General features: G+C 43.8%; 22 protein-coding genes and 1 tRNA gene. 5 read left to right on the forward strand and 18 right to left on the reverse strand.

Annotation, left to right across the window (positions count from 1 at the left end; all coding sequences use genetic code 11):
• Positions 1-74: 74 nt before the first annotated feature.
• The 4 genes from QO189_RS08165 to QO189_RS08180 are packed head-to-tail and all read right to left on the reverse strand — an operon-like array spanning position 75 to position 2,122.
• On the reverse strand, positions 75-395 hold the full coding sequence (locus QO189_RS08165; protein WP_371532348.1) for a hypothetical protein: 321 nt from the start codon (positions 393-395) through the stop codon (positions 75-77).
• A gap of 10 nt (positions 396-405) precedes the next feature.
• Positions 406-696: a hypothetical protein gene (locus QO189_RS08170; RefSeq protein WP_238036741.1), complete on the reverse strand. Its 291-nt coding sequence runs from the start codon at positions 694-696 to the stop codon at positions 406-408.
• Positions 693-1,895 (reverse strand): Arm DNA-binding domain-containing protein, encoded by a 1,203-nt coding sequence (locus QO189_RS08175; protein ID WP_238036744.1) that lies wholly within the window; start codon positions 1,893-1,895, stop codon positions 693-695. Before QO189_RS08175 ends, QO189_RS08170 begins: the two co-directional genes overlap by 4 nt.
• A gap of 11 nt (positions 1,896-1,906) precedes the next feature.
• Positions 1,907-2,122: a hypothetical protein gene (locus tag QO189_RS08180; protein ID WP_075107543.1), complete on the reverse strand. Its 216-nt coding sequence runs from the start codon at positions 2,120-2,122 to the stop codon at positions 1,907-1,909.
• A gap of 150 nt (positions 2,123-2,272) precedes the next feature.
• Between QO189_RS08180 and QO189_RS08185 the strand changes: the two genes are divergently transcribed.
• Positions 2,273-2,497 (forward strand): helix-turn-helix transcriptional regulator, encoded by a 225-nt coding sequence (locus QO189_RS08185; RefSeq protein ID WP_095570171.1) that lies wholly within the window; start codon positions 2,273-2,275, stop codon positions 2,495-2,497.
• Positions 2,498-2,737: 240 nt separating this feature from the next.
• On the opposite strand, the gene QO189_RS08190 is transcribed toward QO189_RS08185, so the two are convergent.
• Positions 2,738-2,814, reverse strand: a tRNA-Val gene (locus tag QO189_RS08190).
• A 312-nt stretch (positions 2,815-3,126) separates the two neighbouring features.
• On the opposite strand from QO189_RS08190, the gene QO189_RS08195 reads away from it, so the two are divergent.
• A complete protein-coding gene (locus tag QO189_RS08195) occupies positions 3,127-4,104 on the forward strand; it encodes a glutathione S-transferase family protein (protein ID WP_371532349.1) in 978 nt (325 codons plus the stop codon).
• Between the two features lie 125 nt (positions 4,105-4,229).
• On the opposite strand, the gene hemB is transcribed toward QO189_RS08195, so the two are convergent.
• From hemB to QO189_RS08220, 5 genes are all read right to left on the reverse strand, one after another.
• Positions 4,230-5,237 carry a porphobilinogen synthase gene (gene hemB / locus QO189_RS08200; RefSeq protein WP_201602855.1) on the reverse strand — a complete coding sequence of 336 codons (1,008 nt, stop codon included), beginning with the start codon at positions 5,235-5,237 and terminating at the stop codon, positions 4,230-4,232.
• A gap of 251 nt (positions 5,238-5,488) precedes the next feature.
• Positions 5,489-7,297 carry an efflux transporter outer membrane subunit gene (locus QO189_RS08205; protein WP_371532350.1) on the reverse strand — a complete coding sequence of 603 codons (1,809 nt, stop codon included), beginning with the start codon at positions 7,295-7,297 and terminating at the stop codon, positions 5,489-5,491.
• Positions 7,297-10,524 carry an efflux RND transporter permease subunit gene (locus QO189_RS08210; RefSeq protein WP_371532351.1) on the reverse strand — a complete coding sequence of 1,076 codons (3,228 nt, stop codon included), beginning with the start codon at positions 10,522-10,524 and terminating at the stop codon, positions 7,297-7,299. The genes QO189_RS08205 and QO189_RS08210 overlap by 1 nt, the downstream gene beginning before the upstream one ends.
• 35 nt (positions 10,525-10,559) lie before the next feature.
• Positions 10,560-11,960, reverse strand: coding sequence for an efflux RND transporter periplasmic adaptor subunit (locus QO189_RS08215; protein ID WP_371532352.1), 1,401 nt, complete (start codon positions 11,958-11,960; stop codon positions 10,560-10,562).
• Between the two features lie 830 nt (positions 11,961-12,790).
• Entirely contained in the window at positions 12,791-13,816 is a 1,026-nt protein-coding gene (locus QO189_RS08220; protein WP_371532353.1) for a polyprenyl synthetase family protein, read from the reverse strand.
• Between the two features lie 568 nt (positions 13,817-14,384).
• Between QO189_RS08220 and rplU the strand changes: the two genes are divergently transcribed.
• From rplU to lolA, 3 genes are all read left to right on the forward strand, one after another.
• Positions 14,385-14,696 carry a 50S ribosomal protein L21 gene (rplU, locus tag QO189_RS08225; RefSeq protein WP_058025937.1) on the forward strand — a complete coding sequence of 104 codons (312 nt, stop codon included), beginning with the start codon at positions 14,385-14,387 and terminating at the stop codon, positions 14,694-14,696.
• A 91-nt stretch (positions 14,697-14,787) separates the two neighbouring features.
• The gene (gene rpmA / locus QO189_RS08230) at positions 14,788-15,045 is read left to right on the forward strand and encodes a 50S ribosomal protein L27 (RefSeq protein ID WP_058025936.1); all 258 of its coding nucleotides are present in this window, start codon (positions 14,788-14,790) and stop codon (positions 15,043-15,045) included.
• Between the two features lie 454 nt (positions 15,046-15,499).
• On the forward strand, positions 15,500-16,183 hold the full coding sequence (gene lolA / locus QO189_RS08235) for an outer membrane lipoprotein chaperone LolA (protein ID WP_371532354.1): 684 nt from the start codon (positions 15,500-15,502) through the stop codon (positions 16,181-16,183).
• A gap of 152 nt (positions 16,184-16,335) precedes the next feature.
• Here the strand turns inward: lolA and scpB are convergent, their stop codons facing one another.
• The 8 genes from scpB to rsmD all read right to left on the reverse strand — a co-directional run bounded on the left by scpB (position 16,336) and on the right by rsmD (position 22,876).
• Positions 16,336-16,947: an SMC-Scp complex subunit ScpB gene (gene scpB / locus QO189_RS08240; protein ID WP_371532355.1), complete on the reverse strand. Its 612-nt coding sequence runs from the start codon at positions 16,945-16,947 to the stop codon at positions 16,336-16,338.
• 70 nt (positions 16,948-17,017) lie between these two features.
• The gene (locus tag QO189_RS08245) at positions 17,018-17,857 is read right to left on the reverse strand and encodes a ScpA family protein (protein WP_371532356.1); all 840 of its coding nucleotides are present in this window, start codon (positions 17,855-17,857) and stop codon (positions 17,018-17,020) included.
• A 5-nt stretch (positions 17,858-17,862) separates the two neighbouring features.
• Positions 17,863-18,474 carry an O-methyltransferase gene (locus QO189_RS08250; RefSeq protein WP_371532357.1) on the reverse strand — a complete coding sequence of 204 codons (612 nt, stop codon included), beginning with the start codon at positions 18,472-18,474 and terminating at the stop codon, positions 17,863-17,865.
• Between the two features lie 27 nt (positions 18,475-18,501).
• A complete protein-coding gene (locus QO189_RS08255) occupies positions 18,502-19,587 on the reverse strand; it encodes a tryptophan--tRNA ligase (RefSeq protein ID WP_371532358.1) in 1,086 nt (361 codons plus the stop codon).
• Between the two features lie 116 nt (positions 19,588-19,703).
• Positions 19,704-20,792: a lipid A biosynthesis acyltransferase gene (locus QO189_RS08260; RefSeq protein ID WP_371532359.1), complete on the reverse strand. Its 1,089-nt coding sequence runs from the start codon at positions 20,790-20,792 to the stop codon at positions 19,704-19,706.
• A gap of 318 nt (positions 20,793-21,110) precedes the next feature.
• The gene (gene rpsI / locus QO189_RS08265) at positions 21,111-21,497 is read right to left on the reverse strand and encodes a 30S ribosomal protein S9 (RefSeq protein ID WP_058025929.1); all 387 of its coding nucleotides are present in this window, start codon (positions 21,495-21,497) and stop codon (positions 21,111-21,113) included.
• A gap of 10 nt (positions 21,498-21,507) precedes the next feature.
• Positions 21,508-21,936: a 50S ribosomal protein L13 gene (gene rplM, locus QO189_RS08270; protein WP_201598506.1), complete on the reverse strand. Its 429-nt coding sequence runs from the start codon at positions 21,934-21,936 to the stop codon at positions 21,508-21,510.
• Positions 21,937-22,189: 253 nt separating this feature from the next.
• Positions 22,190-22,876 (reverse strand): 16S rRNA (guanine(966)-N(2))-methyltransferase RsmD, encoded by a 687-nt coding sequence (rsmD, locus tag QO189_RS08275; RefSeq protein ID WP_371532360.1) that lies wholly within the window; start codon positions 22,874-22,876, stop codon positions 22,190-22,192.
• Between the last annotated feature and the right edge of the window lie 29 nt (positions 22,877-22,905).

A 22,905-nucleotide genomic window follows, 5' to 3' on the forward strand; every position in this document is an offset into this window, starting at 1 on the left:
TGTCGCTAAAGATTTAAAAAACAATAAAAAACCAGACAACCTAAGTCGTCTGGCAATAAATTACTTCCAAAAATCTATCTGTCTACAATAAGCTGTCCACCAGAAAAGCTAATACACCCCTCACAAACCCAAGAGTTCAATCTCCTTGCATGAGGAATATCTGCTGGGACATCTAATGGATAGGGACGACCACAGTACTCACAGTGTACGTCATCTAAATAAACCTGACATTTTGCAAGTGTAGCAAATAAAACATCAGTCTCCGTGTTGTGGTCATAACAAAGCAGTTCTAAATGCGCTATATAATCACTGGGCGACGCATAGGACCAATACTCATAGCACAGACGCTTTGCTGTATCATCCAGAGCTGAATCAAAGACAAAGTTCAAACTCATAACATTCTCCTTAGTATCCATAGCCAGTGTGTGGTAGTAGCTCGTAAAGCTCACTCTGTAGCTGACTACACATATCATCAACGACATAGTCAGGATTGGCCTCTAAGCGCGTCTGAACCCATATGCGCAGCGCCATATGATTATCAAAGCAACTATCAACACTCAGGAACCTAGCTAAACCAGTACCTGACTGAATACAGATCTCACAAATGAGGTAGTTAGCAATATTATCTGCGCCATTACTGACATAGCCACTAGGTTTAAACGTCGCATGCAGTTTATCGTAATCAATCATTTTCATCGTGACGTCTCCTTGTCAGTAGATACTTGAGCCATCTGACTCCGATTGACCAATGCTTCAAACGCACTACCATCCTGCCTAGTCATGTTCGGTACGTAGCGACTATAAGTATTAAACAGCATCTTAGTCGTAGCGTGTCCCATTTGACTAGCAATCCATTCAGGACTTTCCCCAGCAGCTAACCATAGCGTTGCTGCAGTATGACGAGTCTGATAAGCATTGCGCTTTTTCAGACCTAAAATCTTAAGAGTAGGGTGCCAAACACGTTTATTTACGTTGTTATAATCAAGTGGTTCACCTGTATGCGCGCAAAATACATAGTCAGATCGCTTATAAGTGATGGTCTGCTGTTCCTTCAGAGCATCGTAGACCCAAGGTGACATTTGAATCGCACGATAAGACTCCTGAGTCTTAGGAGGAACAATTTTGCCCTTAACATAAGCTTGTTTGATCACAATCTCACGTCGATCAAAGTCAATGTTCTCCCACGTCAATCCATCGATCTCACTCGTACGCATCCCTGTGAAAAAACGTACCAGATAATAATTGCGATAGTCTGCTCTCACCCCATTGATAAACGTCCAAACCTCACTTAGTGTGAATGGTTGAATATCCGTTTTGGGCTGTTTGAGCGCATTGATATCGTAGTAAGGATTATCAAATTTATAGCGTTTAGCTGCTTCTTTTAGTATCATACCTAAAGGTACCATTATCGAATTGATGCGTGCCGCTGACAGATGTTTGTTAGCTTTTCCGTAAGTCACTTTGGCGAGGGATGAACGGAAAGCTAATACATCTGTCTTTTTTATGAGATGAATGGGTTTAGTCCCAAACTTAGCAATCAAGTACATATCAATAATCTCCTTTATTTTGCGCTTGTAAGTATCACGCCATTCAATTTCTTTTTCAGAAAACCATAATTTTGCAAACTGTTCAAAAGAGGGCGTATCGGTACTAATGCATTCCTTGCGGTTGTTTAACGCTACCATCTGTGCCGCTTTATCACTTTTTGGAAAGTACTTAGCATAGTTGAACAGTCCTAAAACGATTTCTGCTTCCATTTTCTCAATCACTTTTTCAAGCTTCTTGCGATTCGCTGGTGTGTCTGTTAGGTTTGTCGTCTCCCGACAGCGTATACCCATATAGTAAAAATCGACAAATAGCATATTGCTCCCTCTACGGGTTCTAATACTAGCCATCCTATTCCTCCTTATTGTAGTGCCATGGCATTGACGCTACCGGCAATGCCAGTGCGCATATCTTTTTCAATCTCTTCCCAAATGTACAAAATTTTACGACCACCGAATGGGCGTATATAATGAATGCCTTCGATAAGCACGCTATCTTTGAGCTCATTACGGATAGTACGAGGGTTATATTTGATGAGCTCAGAAAGCTCTTGGGTAGTTAGGTAGGTATGTGACATAATAAATTCCTTGTAAGCCAATTAAATAACTAGGTTGTTTTATCGAGATAACAAATAGTTTTATAAAAGTAATTTGTTGTTCGATAGAAGTAATTTACTAGCTATTGTTAGTTGATGCAAGTACTTTTTTAGTCTATTAAGGAATTATTAATGATTTTATGTAATTTACCAGTGCTACTAGCTGAACGACGTATGAAGGTGGCAGATCTAATAAGGATGACAGGAATTAGTAAGTCGACAGTGCACAAGATCTATAACGAACAGACTTCAAGAATAGATTTTGACACTATGGATAAAATTTGTGAGGCACTAGATATTGAAGTAGGTGATTTATTTACTTATGTACCTAACGAGTCGCTAGATAAAGAGAAGTAAATCAATTTTGAGATTGCTTTAGATAGTTTAGGGTAGAGGTCAAAAGTGCTACTCTGAAAGAAAGGCGAAATAGATAGCAGGCGCAACTTAGGCACAATTTGGGCACACACGTTTTTTGATGATGTTTGCTGAAAGTGAGAAAAGAGGTAATTTGAATCGACGTATAGTTTCCTTTTCCGCTACAGCCCATATTTCACGGACAAAAAAAACCCCAATCGTGAGATCGGGGCTTTCTAAATTTGGTAGGCATAAGCAGATTCGAACTGCTGACCTCTACCATGTCAAGGTAGCGCTCTAACCAACTGAGCTATACGCCTATTTAGGTTGAGCATTTTAGCAAGTTTCTCAGACTTTGCAAGCCTTTTTTATAATAATTCTATTTTATTATCATAATATTTGATGTTGCGCACCATTATCAAACATTGCAGTATGTTTTTTATGTATGTTTTCTAAATATTTAATTTAACACGTTTAGTTTTTATTGTTAATAAAAGGGTGAAACCTAATGGATAAGCGCCTATAACTGGTATTATATCTCTCTAACGAATGTGATGGTCATAATAGCAATGATGTAAAGTCATTCGTGTTAAACAAGCATTCAATGAAATTAGAATTAGTCGGAGGATAACATGGGCTTATTGGTAGATGGTAAGTGGCAAGATAAATGGTACAACACGGAAGAAAACGGCGGGCGTTTTAAGCGTGAAGATGCCGGGTTTAGGAACTGGGTAACTGCAGATGGCAGTGCAGGTCCTACAGGTGTTGGCGGATTTAAAGCTGAATCCGATCGCTATCACTTATACGTGTCGCTAGCCTGTCCTTGGGCACACCGCACTTTGGTTTATCGTAAGCTCAAAGGTCTAGAGGATATCATTCCGATATCTGTGGTTCATCCTTTTATGGGAGAGCACGGCTGGACGTTTGCAGAGGGCGAGAGCGTGATTGCTGATCCGCTTATCCATGCAGATTATGCTTATGAGCTTTATATTAAAGCAAAACCCAATTATACGGGACGAGTTACCGTTCCGATTTTATGGGACAAAAAGACCAATACGATTGTGAGTAATGAATCATCAGAGATCATTCGTATGTTTAATTCAGCTTTTGATGAGGTTGGCGCACTAGCAGGTGATTTTTCGCCAGCATCGTTATTGCCAGAAATCGATGACATTAATGCGTTTGTCTATACGACGATTAATAATGGTGTGTACAAGGCTGGATTTTCGACCACACAAGAAGCTTATGAAGAGGCGGTGATTGAGCTGTTTGCCGCATTAGATACACTTGAAGCCCGTCTAGCAGATAAGCGTTACCTCACAGGGAGCACTATCACCGAAGCGGATTGGCGATTATTTACCACCTTAGTTCGTTTTGACGCGGTCTATGTTGGGCATTTTAAATGCAACCTACGCCGCATTATCGACTATCCAAACCTGTGGGGCTATCTGCGTGATTTGTATCAAGTACCAGGTATCGCTGAGACAGTGAATATGGAGCACATCAAGCAACATTATTACACGAGCCACGCCAATATCAATCCCACTCGTATCATCCCTATTGGCCCTGCTATTGATTTTACGACAGCACATAATCGTGATCAGCTATAGACATGTTTGCTTTATACGTGTGAGCGAGAAAGGCTCAGCATAAATAGAATATCACTAAAAAAAACACCCCAGCGACTATAAAGCAGCTGGGGTGTTTTACGATGTAAAAGGTATTTTAATTGATATTAAGCATTGTTTAGCTGACGGGCTGCCTCTAATGCAAAGTAAGTCAAGATACCATCGGCACCAGCACGGCGGAAACCAATCAGAGATTCTAAAATTACAGCATCACTGAGCCAACCATTCTGGATAGCAGCCATATGCATGGCATATTCACCAGAGACTTGATAGGCAAAGGTTGGTACACCAAAGGTGTTTTTGACTTCACGGATGAGGTCTAAGTATGGCTGGCCTGGTTTGATCATGACCATGTCAGCGCCTTCATTGATGTCCATAGCGACTTCATGCAAGGCTTCTGCACGATTGCCAAAGTCCATTTGATACTGCTTCTTGTGCCCGCCTTTTAAGTTACCAGCGCTACCAACAGCATCGCGGAACGGACCATAGTAAGCAGAAGCATATTTGGCTGAGTAGGCCATGATCGCGGTATTAACAAAGCCTTCTGCTTCAAAGGCATCACGCATGGCTTTGATACGCCCATCCATCATGTCACTAGGAGAGATGATATCAGCACCAGCACGAGCATGCACAAGGGCTTGCTTGACCAATACTTCGGTGGTTGCATCGTTGATCACATAACCGCTATCGTCGAGCAAACCATCTTGACCGTGCGATGTATAAGGGTCTAGTGCGACATCAGTCATGACGACCATCTCTGGTACGGCATCTTTGACCGCTTTTACTGCGCGTGCGGTAAGACCATCTTCGTCGTAAGCGGCTTTGCCATCAGGGGTTTTTAATGCATTGTCAATGACAGGGAAGATGTCGATGGTAGTGACACCCTCTGCCAAAAGCTCTTTGGCATAATTAACAAGCAAATCGATTGATAAACGCTCAACGCCCGGCATGCTAGAGATCGTTTCACGCTGGTTGTCGCCTTCTAATACAAAGACAGGCGCGATAAAGTGCTTGGGATGTAGTTCGACTTCACGAATCATTGCTCGCACGTTATCGTTATAGCGTAGACGACGCAAACGAGTGGCAGGGTATTGGCGGTTAAACGTATAGCTCATAATAATTCCTTACTATCATTTTAATAGTTATGGTGTTGCTCGAGTGAAAATTATTTTATAAGTCGTTTTTTATGGCGTCATGCTTTATGGCATTGACTTCTCAAAAAAGCGACTTATAAAACGATTTTACTATAACTAAAAGGCTCAAAATAAAGCAAAAAGCCCTACCAAGTTAAGTCGGTAGGGCTGATGATACTTATCGACTATCAACGTGAAGATACGATTACGTCACGAGATTATGAACCCATGATTTAAGGCTCAACAATCTGTGTGACAGGCACCTGTTCAACGCTCGCATCATTGAAGCGAGTCTCTTCAGTCACCACACCGACGGCCGCATCTTTTCTACCATCATCATTCACATCGACGATGGCAGTGGGTTCAAAAGTGGTGGTTTTTGTCGTTTGAGATTGCTTGATTGCTAAAGCCTCTTGTGGAGACACAACAGGTGCTGAGCCAGCTGCTTGAATAGCATTTGTTGCTTTGGCTTTTGCACTCTCGGCAGATCCAGTAACGATTTGGGCTAAGTTGGTGTGCTGCGGTACAGGAATCACTGCGGGCACATCAAGGTTGGCACCGCCACCGAGGGCTTGATACAGCTCAACTTGACTGGTGATTTTCTGTAGCTCTAGATCCAATATACCTTGCTGAGTAGAGAACAGTGAACGCTGAGCATCAAGCACGTCTAGATAGTTATCAAGACCGGCTTTGAAGCGCGCATCAGCAATTTGATAAGTCTGCTCAAAGTTATCTTGCAAGCGATACTGTGACTGTAGCTGCTCACCCAAAGTAGCACGCGTAGCCAGTACGTCTGACACTTCACGGAAGGCGGTCTGAATAGCACCCTCATAATTTGCCAATGTTTGCTTGCGTTCGATTTGCGCGACATCGTAATTGGCATCCAAGCGACCAGCATCAAAAATAGGCACGCTAATGTTAGGACCAAACGACCAACCAACCGCGCTGTTTTTGAACAAATCACTCAAGCTGCTACTACTCACACCAACACTACTGGCAAGGCTGATCGAAGGATAATAAGCAGCACGCGCCACTTCGATATTGGCACCAGCCGCTTTTAGGTTATATTCTGCTTGTAGCACATCAGGACGGTAGCGTAACAACTCGCTTGGCAGTCCTGCGCTAAATATCTTTTGAGTAGTGATATTGCTGACCGCAGGCGTTGGGATCAGCTCATTTGGTATAGCGCCGCCCACCAAGTACTGCAAGGCATTGCGTGACTGCAGAATACTGCTTTGCGCACGCAGTACCGCTAGCTTAGCATTCTCAAGTGAGGCGCTGGCTTGTAGTGATGGTAGCTTGGGATCAATACCTGCCTCAAAGCGCTTATTAGCAATAAACAGGGACTGCTCACGGCTCTGTACGGTGGCTTCTGCCAACTTCAACTGTGCCAGACTGTAGCTGAGATTGGCATAGCTTTGGGCAATATTACTAATCAGGCTGATCTGAGTGGCATCTTTGGCAGCAGTGGTTGCCAAGAAGCTTTGCAGTGCTTGATCTTTTAGGCTGGCTATTCGACCCCAAAAGTCTAGCTCATAGCTGGCAAGACCAAGCTGTACGTTATAGCTGCTGTTTGGGCTAGTGCTGACACGGTTCTGTGCCTGACGAGTATAGCCTGCGCTGCCGTTGATGGATGGGGCGTCATTGATATCGGTGATTTGATATTGTGCGCGTGCTTTTTCAATTGCCAAACGCGCACTTTCAAAATCTTTGTTCTTCTCAAGACCCAGCGCAATCAGTCCTTTTAAGCGCTCATCGCTATAAAAGTTCTGCCAACGCTGGGCAGCAATACTTGGCTGCTCAGGAGTACTGATGGTTTCCTCATCGAACGCACCGTAGGTCTGTTCCATGGGGATATTTGGCTCTGCTAGGACAGGACTCATATCAGCTTTTGGGATGGTGTTACAAGCTGCCATGCTCATTGCTAAGGCAGTCAAACCTAATAGGCGACTACCATTTTTGCGCAAGCGTGAGATAGCTGGCTGTGCAGCAGATACTGGTACTGCTGCTGAGTTGGTGATAAACATATTTTGAGCACTCATTATCTATTGTCTCCAAGGCTTGCAGGCTGATAGTTATCAGAAGGCATTGGGTTGTGCGAGTCAGGCGTACCGTTGCCATCATCTCTATCGTTTGGCTTGTTGTTCTCATATTTGTGCGGGAACGCGCTACGCACCCAGATATAGAACATAGGAATAAAGAAGATGCCTAATAATGTGGCAGTGATAACACCGCCGACAACACTGGTACCGATAGCGTTCTGACTGCCTGAACCTGGACCATTTGCCAAGAATAATGGCACAACACCCAGTCCAAAGGCAAGTGAGGTCATAATAATCGGACGCAGACGTTGACGCGCGGCTGTCATAACAGCCTCTCTGAGACTATAACCTTCCTCTTGGTGTTCTTTGGCAAACTCGATAATCAAAATGGCGTTTTTGGCGGACAAACCAACGACGGTGAGTAGACCCACTTGTAAATAAATATCGTTGGCAAAACCACGTAGCCACGTAAATATCACCGCACCCAATACCCCAAGTGGAATGACCAATAGGACAGAGAAGGGGATAGACCAGCTTTCATATAGTGCTGCCAAGCACAAGAACACGACTAGGATTGAAAGCGCATAAAGCATCGGCGCCTGGGCACCTGATTTTTGCTCTTCCAATGACATACCTGTCCACTCATAGCTGATGCCTTCAGGTAATTTTTCTATCATGGCTTCCATTGAGTTCATGGCTTCACCAGTACTCAAACCTGGAGCTGCGCTACCTTGGATGTTCATTGATGGCAAGCTGTTATAACGAGTAAGACGCGGCGAACCTGACTGCCATTCACTGCTAGAGAATGCATCAAATGAAATCATATCATTTGTCTCGTTTCGTACATACCACTTACCGATATCATCAGGGTTGGTACGGCTGCTGGCTTCACCTTGTACATAGACACGTTTGATACGGCCGCGATCGATAAAGTCATTGACATAGCTTGAGCCCCACGCGGTCGAGATGACGCTATTGATGTTACTCAATGATAGGCCATAAGCGGCCGCTTGCTCTTGGTTGATGTTGACCTTGAGCTGTGGTGAATCTTCTTGACCGTTAGGACGAACACCGGATACTTGATCGTTCTGTGCTGCCATCCCTAAGAGCATATTACGGGCTTCAAGTAACCCGTCGTGCCCAAGGTTACCACTGTCCTGAAGCATCAAATCAAAACCACTGGCATTACCAAGCTCAGTAATTGCTGGCGGTACAATGGCGAATACTTGTGCTTCATTTATCTGAGTAAAGAAATAACCCATCGCGCGACCAGCGACAGCTTGCGCTGTGTTTTCATCACCAGAACGCTCCTCCCAATCTGACAATCGAACGAATGCCAGACCCATGTTTTGACCTTGACCGGCAAAACTAAAGCCTGCAATGGTAAAGACAGACGCAATGTTGTCAGTCTCTTGAGTATCGTAATAGTTTCTAACTTTATCCAGTACGTCTTGCGTCTCATCTAATGTAGAGCCCGCAGGAAGCTGAACCAAGGTAAACATAATGCCCTGATCTTCTTCTGGTAAAAATGAGCCTGGAATACGTAAGAATACGACCGCCATGATACCGATGATCGCTGCATAGCCAATCATGTATAACCATTTAAAACGAATACTTTTGCCTACAAAGTTTTCATAAGAGCGGCTAAGTTTAAAGAAGCCACGGTTAAACCAACCAAAGAAACCCTTTTGCTTTTCGGTACTGCCTTTTTCGTGACTCTTACCGCGTTTTAGCAAGGTCACACATAGCGCAGGAGTAAAAATAAGCGCGACCATGGCTGATAGCACCATGCTGGTAATCAGCGTGATGGAGAACTGGCGATAAATCACCCCTGTTGAGCCACCAAAGAACGCCATTGGTATGAATACGGCAGACAAAATAAGCGCGATACCAATAACAATCTTACTAATTTCACCCATCGACTGGGTAGTCGCGTCTTTGATAGAGATATGAGGATCTTCTTCCAAGATACGCTCGACGTTCTCTACCACAACGATCGCATCATCGACCAGCAGACCGATGGAGAGTACCATAGCAAACATGGTCAACACGTTGATACTAAAGCCCGCAACGTATAGCACCGCAAACGTACCTAATAGGACAACAGGTACGGCAAGCGTTGGAATGATGGTTGCACGCCAGTTCTGTAAGAAAATGAACATGACGATGAATACTAAGACAATAGCCTCAATAAGCGTATGCACGACTTGCTCGATAGAAAGCTTCACGAATGGCGTTGTGTCATAGGGAACAACCGATGCTAAACCTGCTGGGAAGTTTTGCTCCAGCTCTGCCATACGTGCACCAACAGCCTCACGAGTTTCAAGCGCGTTGGCACCACCAGCAAGCGAGATACCTAGGCCAGCTGCTTCTTGTCCATTATACAAGGATACAACGCTATAGTTTTCACTACCGATTTCGACGTCTGCTACATCACCTAGGCGTACTTGCGCACCAGAGACATCTGTTTTCAGCAGAATGTTTTTAAACTCTTCGGGCGTTTGTAGATAGCTTTGAACAGTAACGGTTGCGTTAATGACTTGTTGATCGGTATCGGCAGGTGCTTGTCCTAATTGACCAGCAGATACCTGAGCATTTTGCGCTCGTATCGCATTGACGATATCAGATGGCACCATGTTATAACTGCGTAGGCGTGCAGGATCAAGCCAAACGCGCATGGCATAAGTAGAACCAAAGACCTGAACTTCACCTACACCTTCGACACGACTGATCGAATCGAGGACATTTGAGTTGATATAATCGGCAATATCGGCCCGATCCATACTGCCGTCTTCAGAAATGAACGCCTGTACCATCATAAAACTGCTGGATGATTTGTTGACGTTGACGCCTTGACGCTGTACCGATTCCGGTAGCGCGCTCATCGCAGCTTGCAGTTTGTTCTGTACTTGTACTTGTGCGGTATCAGAGTCCGTACCATTTTCAAAAGTCAGCGTGACTGATGCACCACCATTCGAAGAGCTCGATGATGACATGTACATTAGGCCATCTAGACCTTTCATACGTTGTTCAATGACCTGTACAACGGAGTTTTCAACGGTTTGAGCATTAGCACCAGGGTAGCTTGCACTGACCGAAATCGTCGGTGGCGCAATACGTGGATACTGTTCAATCGGTAGATTAAGAACCGATAACACCCCGATGAGCATGACCAAAACAGCCAGCACCCAAGCAAAAATAGGGCGATTAATAAAAAAAAGTGACATAGTATATCCCTAAGTCTTCCTGTCTTTGAATGGAATTAGTTAGCAGCGGCTTCTGTTGATTTTTCACTAGAAGTGGCATTGCTAGCTGGCTTTTTATCCATTGTTTTTGCAGCTTGCTGCGGCGTCTTAGCATTCGGTGCACTTTGTGCAGATGGCGCTGGATTTGCGCTCTCTAGTGGCTTGGCAACCACCTCTTGCTCAGGCTTAACCTTGGCACCGCCTATCACAACTACTTTGTCACCTGCTTTTAAGCCATCAGTGACAACCCACTGGCCATCATAAGTACCGTTGATAGTGACTGGACGTACTTGAATCTTGTTGTTTTCATCAACGATATAAACTTGCGTCTCGCTCTTAGGCGTACGCGTGACAGCGCTTTGAGGAACTAGTGCTGCGTTGGTAATGACGCTTTGAGTTAAGCGAGCCGTCACGTACATACCCGGTAGCAAAATATTGTTGCTGTTTGGGAAAATCGCACGCAAGGTAACCGCACCTGTTGACTCATCCACTTTTGCTTCAGACAAAGCAAGCTTGCCTCGCACGGGATAGACTGAACCATCCTCTAGCACCAACTCAACTGAATTCATGCCTGGCTGAGCTGAGCCGTCTGCTATTTGCTGACGTAGCTTGAGCAGCTCAGAAGAAGACTGACTGATATCAACGTAGATAGGGTCTAAGCGCGAAATGGTAACCAAAGGATCCGCTTGACCGGCGCTAACCAGCGTACCAGCAGTCACGCTTGAGCGATCAGTGCGGCCACTAAGAGGGGCGCGTACGATAGTACGGTTCAGATCCAATGTGCTAGCATCAAGACCAGCTTGCGCGGTTTGAATACCTGCTTTTGCGCTTTCGATACCCGCTTGTGTCTGACCGACAGCAGCTGCGGCGCTCTGTACAGCTGCCTGCGCGGTACGTACGGCAGTTTGAGCTTGCTCATACTGCTGCTGTGAGATGGCATTGATACTCACCAAGCCTTGCAGACGTTGTAAGTCATTTTGCGCCTGAGCCAATGACGCTTGGCGGCTGACTAGCTCAGCTTTTGCATTGGCATTATTCGCCAATGCTGTTTGATAGTTCGCCTGTGATTGCTGTACAGCTGCCTGACCACTGCTTACCGAAGAGGCATAGTTATCAGTATTAATACGATAAAGTGGCTGACCTTTTTTGACATTGCTTCCCTCACGGAATAACACTTCGTCAATGACGCCATTTACTTGTGGGCGGACGTCGGCAGTTTGATAAGCTGCAGTACGTCCAGAAAAAGTCTGTACTTGGGGGACGGTGTCGAGAGTGACAGTCTGAACGTTGACAACTGCAGGCGGCATTTGTTGCTGTGCGGCTTGCTCACCAGCGGCGTCATCGTTTTTGTCACAGCCAACCAGTACAGCTCCAGATAGTACAGATGCTATTACAAGCGCAAGAGTAGAGTGCTTCATCAATGTCCTCGGCAATATGTAAATAAAAATAATGACAGTATAAAAAGTTAAACAATAAATTTTGGTATATAAATTATAAAATTTTACTAATTTTGCAGGTTCACACTACCGTTGCTAATATAGCCTTTGAATAAACTGACTCGGCAAAAACCTCGCCAATAGGACATTCAATAGCGAGATAAATGAAGTAGTGCTGTCAGCTGATTGGGTATCAAAAGTGTAGGTAGACCACAAAATGGATTAGTAAATTTAATGAGTTATTATAAACTATTGGGGTAACCCCACAGTCAAGCGATTCATAATAGGACGGAGAGTAAAAAGCGGAAATATCATGTTTTATGAATAAACAAAATGTCGCTATAGTAAGCGTTAGGCCAACTAACAGCTAATTAAGACACATACAACCTACTATCGAAATTTATTGTAATTTTTTGTTATAATCGTAAAGCCCTAGTAGCATTAAGGTCTTAAAACGGCAAAAAACCTGCTTTGTAAACAATTCAACAAATTTAGCAACCCTTAATTACGACCTTAAAGAAATCGTTATCAGCACCTCTCTATTAGGCGTGAATAAATATCATCCAACCTTCAAAAATCCTTACATGATTATAGTACTGCAAAGATTTATGAAACTTAAAGAAAGGTAACTATTTAGCTGGTACGTTAGTTTTGAAGAGAATAGGTTTTTGAAGAGTGTCGCTTTCAAGTTACGGGGCTGCTGTTCATTGATTGCTAAAAGCGCTGCTGAACAATGAGTCGTCTTAATCAGCTCGTTGTTCTAACTAGCTGGTTGTCTTAATTAGTCGATAACACAGACGACTCATATTTAATTATACCAATCGTGCGCTAGCAAGCTCAGTCAATTGATACAAACCTTGACGATATCGATTGTCAGGCAGTGTGCTGAGGGCTTGTTGTGCGAGCCTAGTCTCTTCCAAAGCGCGCTGCTTGCAATAATCTAATGAGCCTGAGCTACGTACTAACTCAATCAGTTGCTCAGCATTTGGTGTTTTACCCGTTTGCACAGCGATTCGTAGCTGCTCATAGCCTTCGTTGTCACTGTCTTTGAGTAACTCAAGGGCTTTGATAGTCGGCAGGGTAGGCTTGCCTTCTGCAAGGTCGTCACCTAGGTTTTTGCCCATCACGTCGCTATCACCACTATAATCGAGCACATCATCGATAATTTGAAACGCATTACCAAAGTGCTGTCCAAAGTCGCCTAATGCGGCCATATATTCTGTTTTGTCTTGCAAAATAGCAGCGCCTTGAGTCGCCATCATAAACAGGCGAGAGGTTTTGCCATCGATAATGCGTAAGTAGTCTTCTTCTGTTGCGGCAGGGTTGTGCTGATGTTGTAGCTGCAATACTTCGCCTTCAGCAATATCACAAGTCCCGTCTGAGAATACTTGCAGCAATGGCAAGCTTTGAAAACCAACCAAGAGATTAAAGGCACGGGCAATTAAGTAGTCACCGACCAATACGGCGGTGGCATTGTCCCATGTAGCGTTTGCCGTCGGCTTACCACGGCGCTGTCCTGACTCGTCGATCACATCGTCATGAACTAAGGTTGCGGTATGTAGCATCTCAGTAATGGCTGCTAGATGCATCGCTTTTTCTGATGGATTGTCGTCAAACATACGGGCACACAATAGCGTAATCAGCGGGCGCATACGCTTACCACCGGCATTGATTACATGCTGAGAGACGCTCATGACGAGCTGTACTTTTGAGTTGAGACTACCAAATACTTGCTTGTCCATCACCTCAAAATCATTGGCCACGATACTTTGAATATCAGCATAGCTAGGCGTTGATTGCGGAATGGAATCGGTGTTACTTAAAGAGGTAATAGTCATAATAAATAGTCATATTAATAAGAGTAAAGAGAGTTTTTATAACCTTGACTTCATTTATCTATGGGTAAGGTATGGTTTCGCTTATCATAGCATAGCTATCTCTGAAAATTGTTGGTTAAAGTACATCCCAAGGGTAGCTCAGAGTTAGCTTGTGCGCCTATTATCATGCATAGAAGGTAGTGCAAATTGATGAAAGCATTCAATAGTTTGATGATAAGACTGTTAACTTATCACGAGGTTTTATCGTCACATAAATGACAGATAAAAGGCTGTAAGTAACTGATTATATAAGTTATAATAGCCCCCGTTAGGCGCAAGCTATCATTTATAACCATCGTTATGCTGCTTTTATCAGTATCGTCGTCTACGACGGGTTGGTAATCTGTAGCGTATATAACAATGCAGATGATGGTGATTTAGTGTAACCACCTTGCAAAAACAAGACGCGCGGCTTGCTTTTATAAGCAAAAAGCCGTAAAATCTTGCCTTTAATTTTTCCCTGTCGTGTTCGTCGTAAAAGCGTTGGTATAACATCAGCCACGGCACACGGGTTAAACGGAGTCATACAATGTACGCAGTAATTAAAACTGGTGGTAAACAGCACCGTGTAGTCGTCGATGAATTGCTTAAAGTTGAATTGCTAAAAGCAGAAAAAGGCGAAACAATCAAATTTGAAGACGTGTTGATGGTTGTTGACGGCGATGACGTCAAAATCGGTCAGCCTGTTGTTGATGGCGCTAGCGTAGAAGTTGAAGTTGTTGAGCATGGTCGCGGCGAAAAAATCCGTATCATCAAGCACAACCGTCGTAAGCATTATCACAAAGAGCAAGGTCACCGCCAATGGTACACCTTGTTAAAAATCAAAGCCATTAATGCCTAATTACCCGTTTAGCAATGTTTGCTAAATAGCGCACTAAATGCTTAAGAGTTGTCGCATAAGCGATAAGTCACATTAACAAGGAGATTTTCTCATGGCACATAAAAAAGCTGCCGGTTCGAGCCGTAACGGTCGTGATTCAAACCCAAAAATGCTAGGCGTAAAAATCTTTGGTGGCCAAGCTATCACAGCTGGTAACATCATCGTTCGTCAACGTGGTACAGAATTCCACGCAGGCGAAGGCGTTGGCATGGGTCGTGACCATACTTTATTTGCACTAAATGATGGTGTTGTAAAGTTTGAGACCAAAGGTAAATTTAACCGTCGTTATGTAACGGTTGAAAACGCATAATTATCCGTTTAGGTCATTTTATTTTTTGAATAAAATGGTCGGATAACTAAAAAGCCCTTACTGCCTGATGGTAGTAGGGGCTTTTTGCGTTTATAAGACCTTCTCAATCAATACCTAATTTTTGTTAGAGGTTTGGTCAGCAATTTTATATAGCATAAATACTCGTAACACTTGGCTCACTGGCTTTTTATGAGCACAGTGTTAATAATTTATCATGATAAATGCAAACTTTTACCGTGTAACTGTCTTGGTTACAAGTGTGTATGGCAGGCGTAGTAATGATTGCAAATCATGACTAGGCGCGTAATAAAAAAACTGGCACACTGTTGCCATTGCTGATTGATACCTGTTTTATAACGGTGAGATCGGCATCAATAGGAAAAATTTTAATAAGTTATTTTATTTTTAAGCGACTATTTTTAAAGCGATGATGCTTTTTTAGAGAGGATTACTGATGACTTTATCTACCAAAAAATCGACCAAACAAAAAATGATGACTGGTGCTTTAGCTGGTGTTTTGATGACGTCACTCGGCGTAGCAGCGCCTATGATGGCATTGACTCAGTCTGCCACCGCAGCGCCTGCTGATAATATGACAGCGGCCAAACGCCTGAACAAATTACTGACCAATACCAAAAGCATGACAGCTAATTTTAGCCAAACCACCAAAGGCGCTAGCAGTGGTACGTTTACAGGCTCTATGAGTGTCCAACGTCCGAATAACTTTCGCTGGGAAACCAAGTCACCATCAGATCAGCTGATCGTGGCCAATGGCAACTCTATGTGGATCTATGACAAAGATCTAGAGCAAGCGACTAAACAAAATGTGGATAGCCAAGTAGGTAATACGCCAGCACTGTTGTTATCAGGCGATCCAAGCAAGATTGACCAAAACTTTAAAATCACTCAGCCATATAGCAATAAGAACTACTATGTGTTGTACCCAAAATCTGATAATGCCAGCTTTAAGAGCCTATCAATGAGCTTTAGTGGCGGTAAACCTGTGATGATGGTATTGAATGATACGCTTGGTCAAACGACCTCTATTAAGTTTAGTGGTATCAAAATGAACCCAAGTATCGGTAGCAGTCAGTTTAAGTTTACTCCACCAAAAGGTGTTGATGTCATCAATCAATAAGGACCAGCTAATTAGTTATATTTTGCTATTTACCTAAGGTTGAAAGTATCTAAGATTGAAGGCAACTAAGAGTGATAGCTAAATAAAAAGGACAGATCTTATGTGATCTGTCCTTTTTTATGAACGTAATGATATTTTGGTCAGCAGAAAAATTAAGACATAGCTCGTATGGATTCCATATCTGGCATCGGTGGTAGCTCATTTAAATGACTCAACCCAAACGCATCTAAGAATTGCGTAGTGGTATGAAGTAATGCTGGGCGGCCTAAGGTCTCTTTGTAGCCTTTTTCAATGATCCATCCTTTATCAAATAGCTGGCGCAGTATATTACTTGATAACGTCACACCGCGCACTTGCTCGATATCACTACGTGTCACAGGTTGCTTATAAGCAATAACGCTCAAAGTTTCAAGTAAGGCTTGGCTCAGACGCTCTTGACGCTGTGGAAAAATCTGCTGAATTAAGCTGCTATAGGCATCGGAAATTTGTAAGCGGTAGCCGCTGGCTGTCTCATGTAGGTTCAGCACACCAGTCTCTAATCGTCGCTCTAGCACTTCTAAGGCTTGCTTTAATGCCTTGCTAGATAATGACAAATGCTTCTTTAATGCCTGTGCTGTCAGCGGCGCCTCTGAAGCGTGTAAGAGCACCTCGATGCGCTTGCTCACATCTTCAAGAGAGGTATGATTATCCTCAATAGAGGCAGTAGCAGCGGCACGTGTAGGTTCTGCTTTATCATGCTGCTTCGGGTCGTCAGTATCTACCATCTAAAGTATGCTCTTATCTTAATATTATGTGTTCAATAACGGTCAAGCTAGAAAATTAATCTAATGCTTGTTATGCCAACCACTGTAGGGTTAGCTCTTGGGATTGATTGTCTATATCGGATGGATCGGTATCATATTTCATTAACGTGCTTGCATCATTGTTGGGTTCTGTATGTACCACACCAACCAATTGCCGCTTGATCAATTCAAGTACGGCGACAAAGCTCACGACCACGCCTATCTTACCCTGTGCTTTGTCTAGTAGCTCATAAAAGGAGCGGGCACCATCAGTGCTCAGTTGCCGGCTAATACTAGCGATACGATCAGAAAGTGGTACGGCATCAATTTTGATGGTATGCATTTGATAGTCTGGCTGTAGCTGCATTTTGAACAAGCTATCGATCAGCAGAGTAGGCGAGTAGCTAGGCAACTCAGCATTCATAACGTCTTGACTGGGCATACTTACCATGGCCAAAAATACATCGCGCTCTAAACGTACCAAATTATCTAAGCGCTGACTGGCGACTTTGATTTGGGCATATTCTTCCAAACGCTCAATCAGTTCTGCTTTTGGGTCACGCTCATCGGTAGGCGTGTCAGGGGCAGGTAATAGCAGCTCGGTTTTAATGGCAATGAGTGTAGAGGCCATCAGGAGATAATCTCCTGCTAACTCAAAATGATCGGTATCCAATTCGCTGATATAGGCAAGATACTGCTCAGTAATTGGCAGTATGGGCATTTGCGTTAGATCGACGTTGTTCTTTTTGACCAAATACAATAAAAAGTCTAACGGACCTGCAAATTGTTCTAACCAAATCGCAAACGCTTGCGGCGGAACATAAAGATCGTCTGGTAGATGCTGTACTGGCGTCTGATAGATTCGCAGAGCAGTCGTGTTGGATGTATCCATAATACTTAATGTTCCTGGCGTACTGCCATAAATAATCCAGCACCAACATCTAACGTATGACAAATATAACGAGAATCATTGGTGAATTCTGCTAAGAACGCACAAACCTCATTGTGATGAGAGATGACATTATCGACGATTAGTACACTACCTACGTCCAATACCTTGTGCAGACCTTCGATATAATCGAGATAAAATTGCCGCTCTGCATCCAAAAATATTAGGTCAAAGACATCTTCATTGCTATTTAAAAAAATAAAGGCATCTTGCACGATTAATCTAACAGTGTCAGATAGCCCCGTATTTTGCAGATGCTGGCGAGCGGTATCACTGCGGCTTTCGTCGATATCTAGCGATATAAAGTCACACTCAGCCTGATGACGTAGACCATAAGCCAGCCATAGGGTCGAAAAACCCGTTGAAGTACCAATCTCTAACACTTTATTTGGCTTGGTTATCGTAGCAATATTGGCCAAAAATTCAGCAGACTCTGGCTCTACATGACGGTGACGATTGAGTCTGTCTACTTGCTTAGAATCATACGTACTGTCAGTCTTATATAAAGACTGGCAGTACGACAAAAAATGAGTACGCTCAAAAGACTTATGTACCGACATAAATTATATCCACCGATAACTTATGTGTTACTTAAGTTTGGCAAGTGGGCGGATACCAATAGCGCGGCGAGTCTTGTCTAATTGCTTACGACTATGACGACGGGCTTTTTCCGCACCCATTTGTAGGATTTCTTCTAGCTCTTTTGGATTGGCCATGAGCTCTTCGTAACGCGCGCGGAACGGGGCAATCTCATCATTGATCTTGTCAAATAGTGCTTGCTTAGCGTCACCCCAGCCAATACCTGCTGCGTATTGCGCACGCATGTTAGCGATTTCTTCAGGAGTGGCAAATGCTTTATATATCTCAAACAGAGCAGAGTCATCAGGATCTTTTGGCTCATTAGGCAGCTGTGAGTTGGTGACGATTTTCATGATGGCTTTGTGCATTTGTTTTTCAGAGCTAACTTGCGGATTCGGCTCACCAAACAATGGAATGGTGTTGCTATAGCTCTTACTCATTTTGCGGCCGTCTAGGCCAGTAAGTAGTGGTATATCATTGTCTACCACCGCTGACGGTAGGGTAAAGAGCGTTTTATAACGATGGTTAAACGTACCAGCCATGTCACGCGCCATTTCAATGTGCTGGATTTGGTCGCGGCCAACAGGCACATGCGTGGCATTAAACATCAAAATATCAGCGGCCATCAATACAGGGTAGCCAAACAAACCCATGTTAATCCCTTGATCAGCATCAACGTCTTCTTTTTCCATATTGGCATCGACCGCTGCTTTGTAGGCATGAGCGCGGTTCATGAGGCCTTTGGCACATGAGGAGCTCAAAATCCATGACAATTCTAGAATCTCAGGCACATCTGACTGGCGATAAAAGGTCACGCGCTCAGGATCGAGACCACAGGCGAGCCATGTCGCGGCAATGGCTTTGGTTGACTCGTGGATGATCGCAGGATCATGGCAACCAATAATGCTGTGATAGTCTGCCAAGAAGAAAAAAGCATCGTCATTGCTGTTTTGAATAGATTGGATGGCAGGACGAATCGCACCAACGTAGTTGCCAAGGTGCGGGATACCTGTGGGTTTGATACCAGTGAGAATGCGTTTGGCTTCGGTTGAGTTGTCAGAGGTTTGGCTGTCAGAAGTACTGTTGTTACTCATGAGAAATCCGTTATTTTGTTTATCAAATTATTATAAATGTACGATCAAAGGGGCAAAATACTAATCGCAAAGTATAGCAAATTTTTCAAGCCGTTTTCTTAGCAATCATCGTCTGCTTATTTGTAAATATCGGTACGACCATTCGGCCCATGCTTAAAGCGACGATGAAACCACATCCACTGAGTAGGGTCAATACGAATGAGGCCTTCTAAGACTTCATTGACCCGAGTAGCATCAGCGACTTCATCACGACTTGGATAGTTCTCAAGCTCCGGGGTAATGGTCAGATGATAATGAGGCCGCTTACCACGTGGCAGATTATCTGGTGTCTGCCGATAAGTATGTAGCGCCATCACGGCGGGCGGATGCGTTTTGCTACCTAATTTTGCCATACGGCGTGATGCGGTAATTGTTGCAGCGGGTACCCCAAAAAATGGCGCCATGACGCCTTGTTTAAGACCGTAGTCCTGATCGGGAGAATACCAGATTACATGACCTGCTTTGATAGAGGTGACTAAGCTACGCATATCGCGGCTGGAGATTTGCTTACCGAATATATTGGTACGACCATTATAAATAAACCAGTCTAATAAAGGGTTGTTTTGCGTACGATACATACAATCGACAGGGAAGAATTGAGAACACAGTAAGCCGCCCAAATCGAGCATCGTATAATGCGCACCCAATAGAATAACCGGACGCTGCTCGTTTTGCGCATTAACAAGATGCTGTAACCCCGAAATAGATACCGTTCTAGTAAATATATTTGGACGGAACCAAGCACATAAGGTTTCAAACACCCCAATACCTTGATTGACAAAGACTTGCTTGGCCATCAATTCACGCTCAGCTTCTGGCTTTTCTGGAAATGCCAGCTTTAGATTAATCAGAGTGTCACGCCTGCGTGAGCCTGCAGCTTTATAAATCAATATGCCAAGCTTACGACCTAGCCAAAATTGCCAACGCAGTGGCAAATATATCATGGGTAACATCACCAAAAACAGCAACCAAATACCCCAATACTTTGGCAATAAAAACTGCCATTGAAAGGGCTTGTTTTCTGCTTGCGCGGTACGCTTTTGATTTTGTGTAATCGTTGGGGTGCCAGCAGGTATAGCAGGCGACTTAGCCGACTGTTTCATGCTAGGCGGCACGCTGCTATTGGCAGATGGTTTACTGGGATCGTATTGTTCTGGCGCTTTCATAATATCCTTCTGCCGCACTGTGTATCACATTGCAGCTAATGATGAAAAGTTATTGATATGATGGGGTAGGCTCAAACGCTTTGCAAGTGAGAATGTTTATAAGGTTCTTACTTTGCAGTGTTAATATAAAGTACGTATATCGATAGCTATTGCAATGAGAGTTAGTTACACAATCTATGGGCCAATCAGCAGGCATAAAAAAACCTTATAAGCTGTGACCAGCTTATAAGGTTTTGCAAAACGCTTCTCTCACTTGAGTTTGCTACCATCGCTCCGAGAAAAAGACAACAGTAGCAAAAAGATAAGAAAGTGCTTTGATTAACGTTTTGAGAACTGTGGACGTTTACGTGCTTTACGTAGACCCAGTTTCTTACGTTCAACTTGACGTGAATCACGAGTAACAAAACCAGCTGCTTTTAGGGCAGGCTTCAAAGTTTCGTCAGCTTCGATCAATGCACGTGTGATGCCGTGGCGGATTGCGCCAGCTTGACCACTGATACCACCACCTGCAACAGTGACATATAAGTCATATTGGTTAGCAGAGTCTAGTAGTTCTAATGGCTGACGAACAACCATGCGTGAAGTTTCACGGCTGAAGTATTCGTCTAATGGCTTACCGTTAACAACGATACTACCAGTACCTTTTGATAAAAAGACACGAGCAGTAGACGTCTTGCGGCGACCAGTTCCGTAATTGCGTTCCATAAGTATATCCTTAGATGTCTAGTTCTTTAGGTTGCTGTGCAGTATGTGGATGTTCAGTACCCGCATATAGTTTCAGCTTCTTGATCATCGCATAGCCAAGAGGGCCCTTTGGAAGCATACCCTTAACTGCTTTGTGTAGAACATCTTCAGGCTTATGTGCAATCAGCTTTGTGAAGTTGGTTTCTTTAATACCACCTGGGTAGCCGCTGTGACGATAGTACTTTTTGTCTTGCGCTTTCTTACCCGTTACCGCGATTTTTTCTGCGTTGATGACAACAATGAAGTCACCAGTATCTACGTGCGGAGTATAAGAAGGCTTGTGCTTGCCACGTAAGCGACTAGCGATTTGAGTGGCTAAGCGACCAAGGGTTTTGCCGTCAGCATCTACGACATACCAGTCATGGGTCACTTCAGCTGGTTTTGCACTAAGTGTTTTCATGATAAAACCTTAAAATTAGAATTCGTTGAGAGTTTAGCTGGGAACGGGGCTCTCAAAAAACAGACTGCACATTATAAGCAGTAGCGCCTACGCTTGCAAGCTGCATTGGGGTTTATTTTCGCCTTTATACATTAAACTGCAGCGTTTGGCCAGTTTTTAAGCGGTTTTAAACATTTTTACAGGTATTGAATGGTTTTACTAAATATTGCTTATTACACAATAACTAACGATGCTTTTAGATATTGCTGTGCAATTATGACGGTGACAGCCGATAAAGTCCAGCGACAACTTGCCCGACTTTGGTTTGTTTCAAGCATTCAAAGCGGATTGTCTGCTGAGTTGTCTCTAGTTGGGTGTCTCGATTTTCATTAAGCCTCTCTTCTAGTTGCTTCAGCTGTTCTACCAAGTCTTTATCGGCTTCTAGATAAATCAGCGTATTTGTATCTATTAAATTACGAGTAATCAATGCGGTCAAAATAGGCTGCCATAGATCTTGAGCATAAGGGGGATCAATGAATACGATATCAAACGGGCGCTCGATCAATTGATTTTGACTCAGTACTTGCTCAGCCGTGCCAGTGATGACCGTGTAAGCTGCGGTATCAAGGCGTAATTGCTCAGCACTTTGACGTAGCATGTTGCTCTGTGCCGTATTAACTTCAATAAAAGTGGTGTGAGCTGCGCCGCGAGACAACGCCTCAAACCCTAACACGCCGCTGCCTGCACAGCTATCGAGTACGCGTGCACCATGAATATCAGCCAATAGCCAGTTAAATAGCGTCTCTCGCAAGCGGTCGGGCGTTGGACGTAATCCATCTGCCTCGATGAAGCTGACAATACGGCGCTTGAACTGCCCACCAATGATACGCACATCACCGGCTGCGGCACTTTTTGCTTTAGGGTTCTTTTTTGCTGCCCGCCCGCTTGTAGGTTTTTTCATGCTAGAGTCTCTTTTATTGTCTTTTTTCT

It is taken from the genome of Psychrobacter sp. Arc29 (assembly GCF_041431175.1).
In the GTDB taxonomy this organism is placed as follows: domain Bacteria; phylum Pseudomonadota; class Gammaproteobacteria; order Pseudomonadales; family Moraxellaceae; genus Psychrobacter.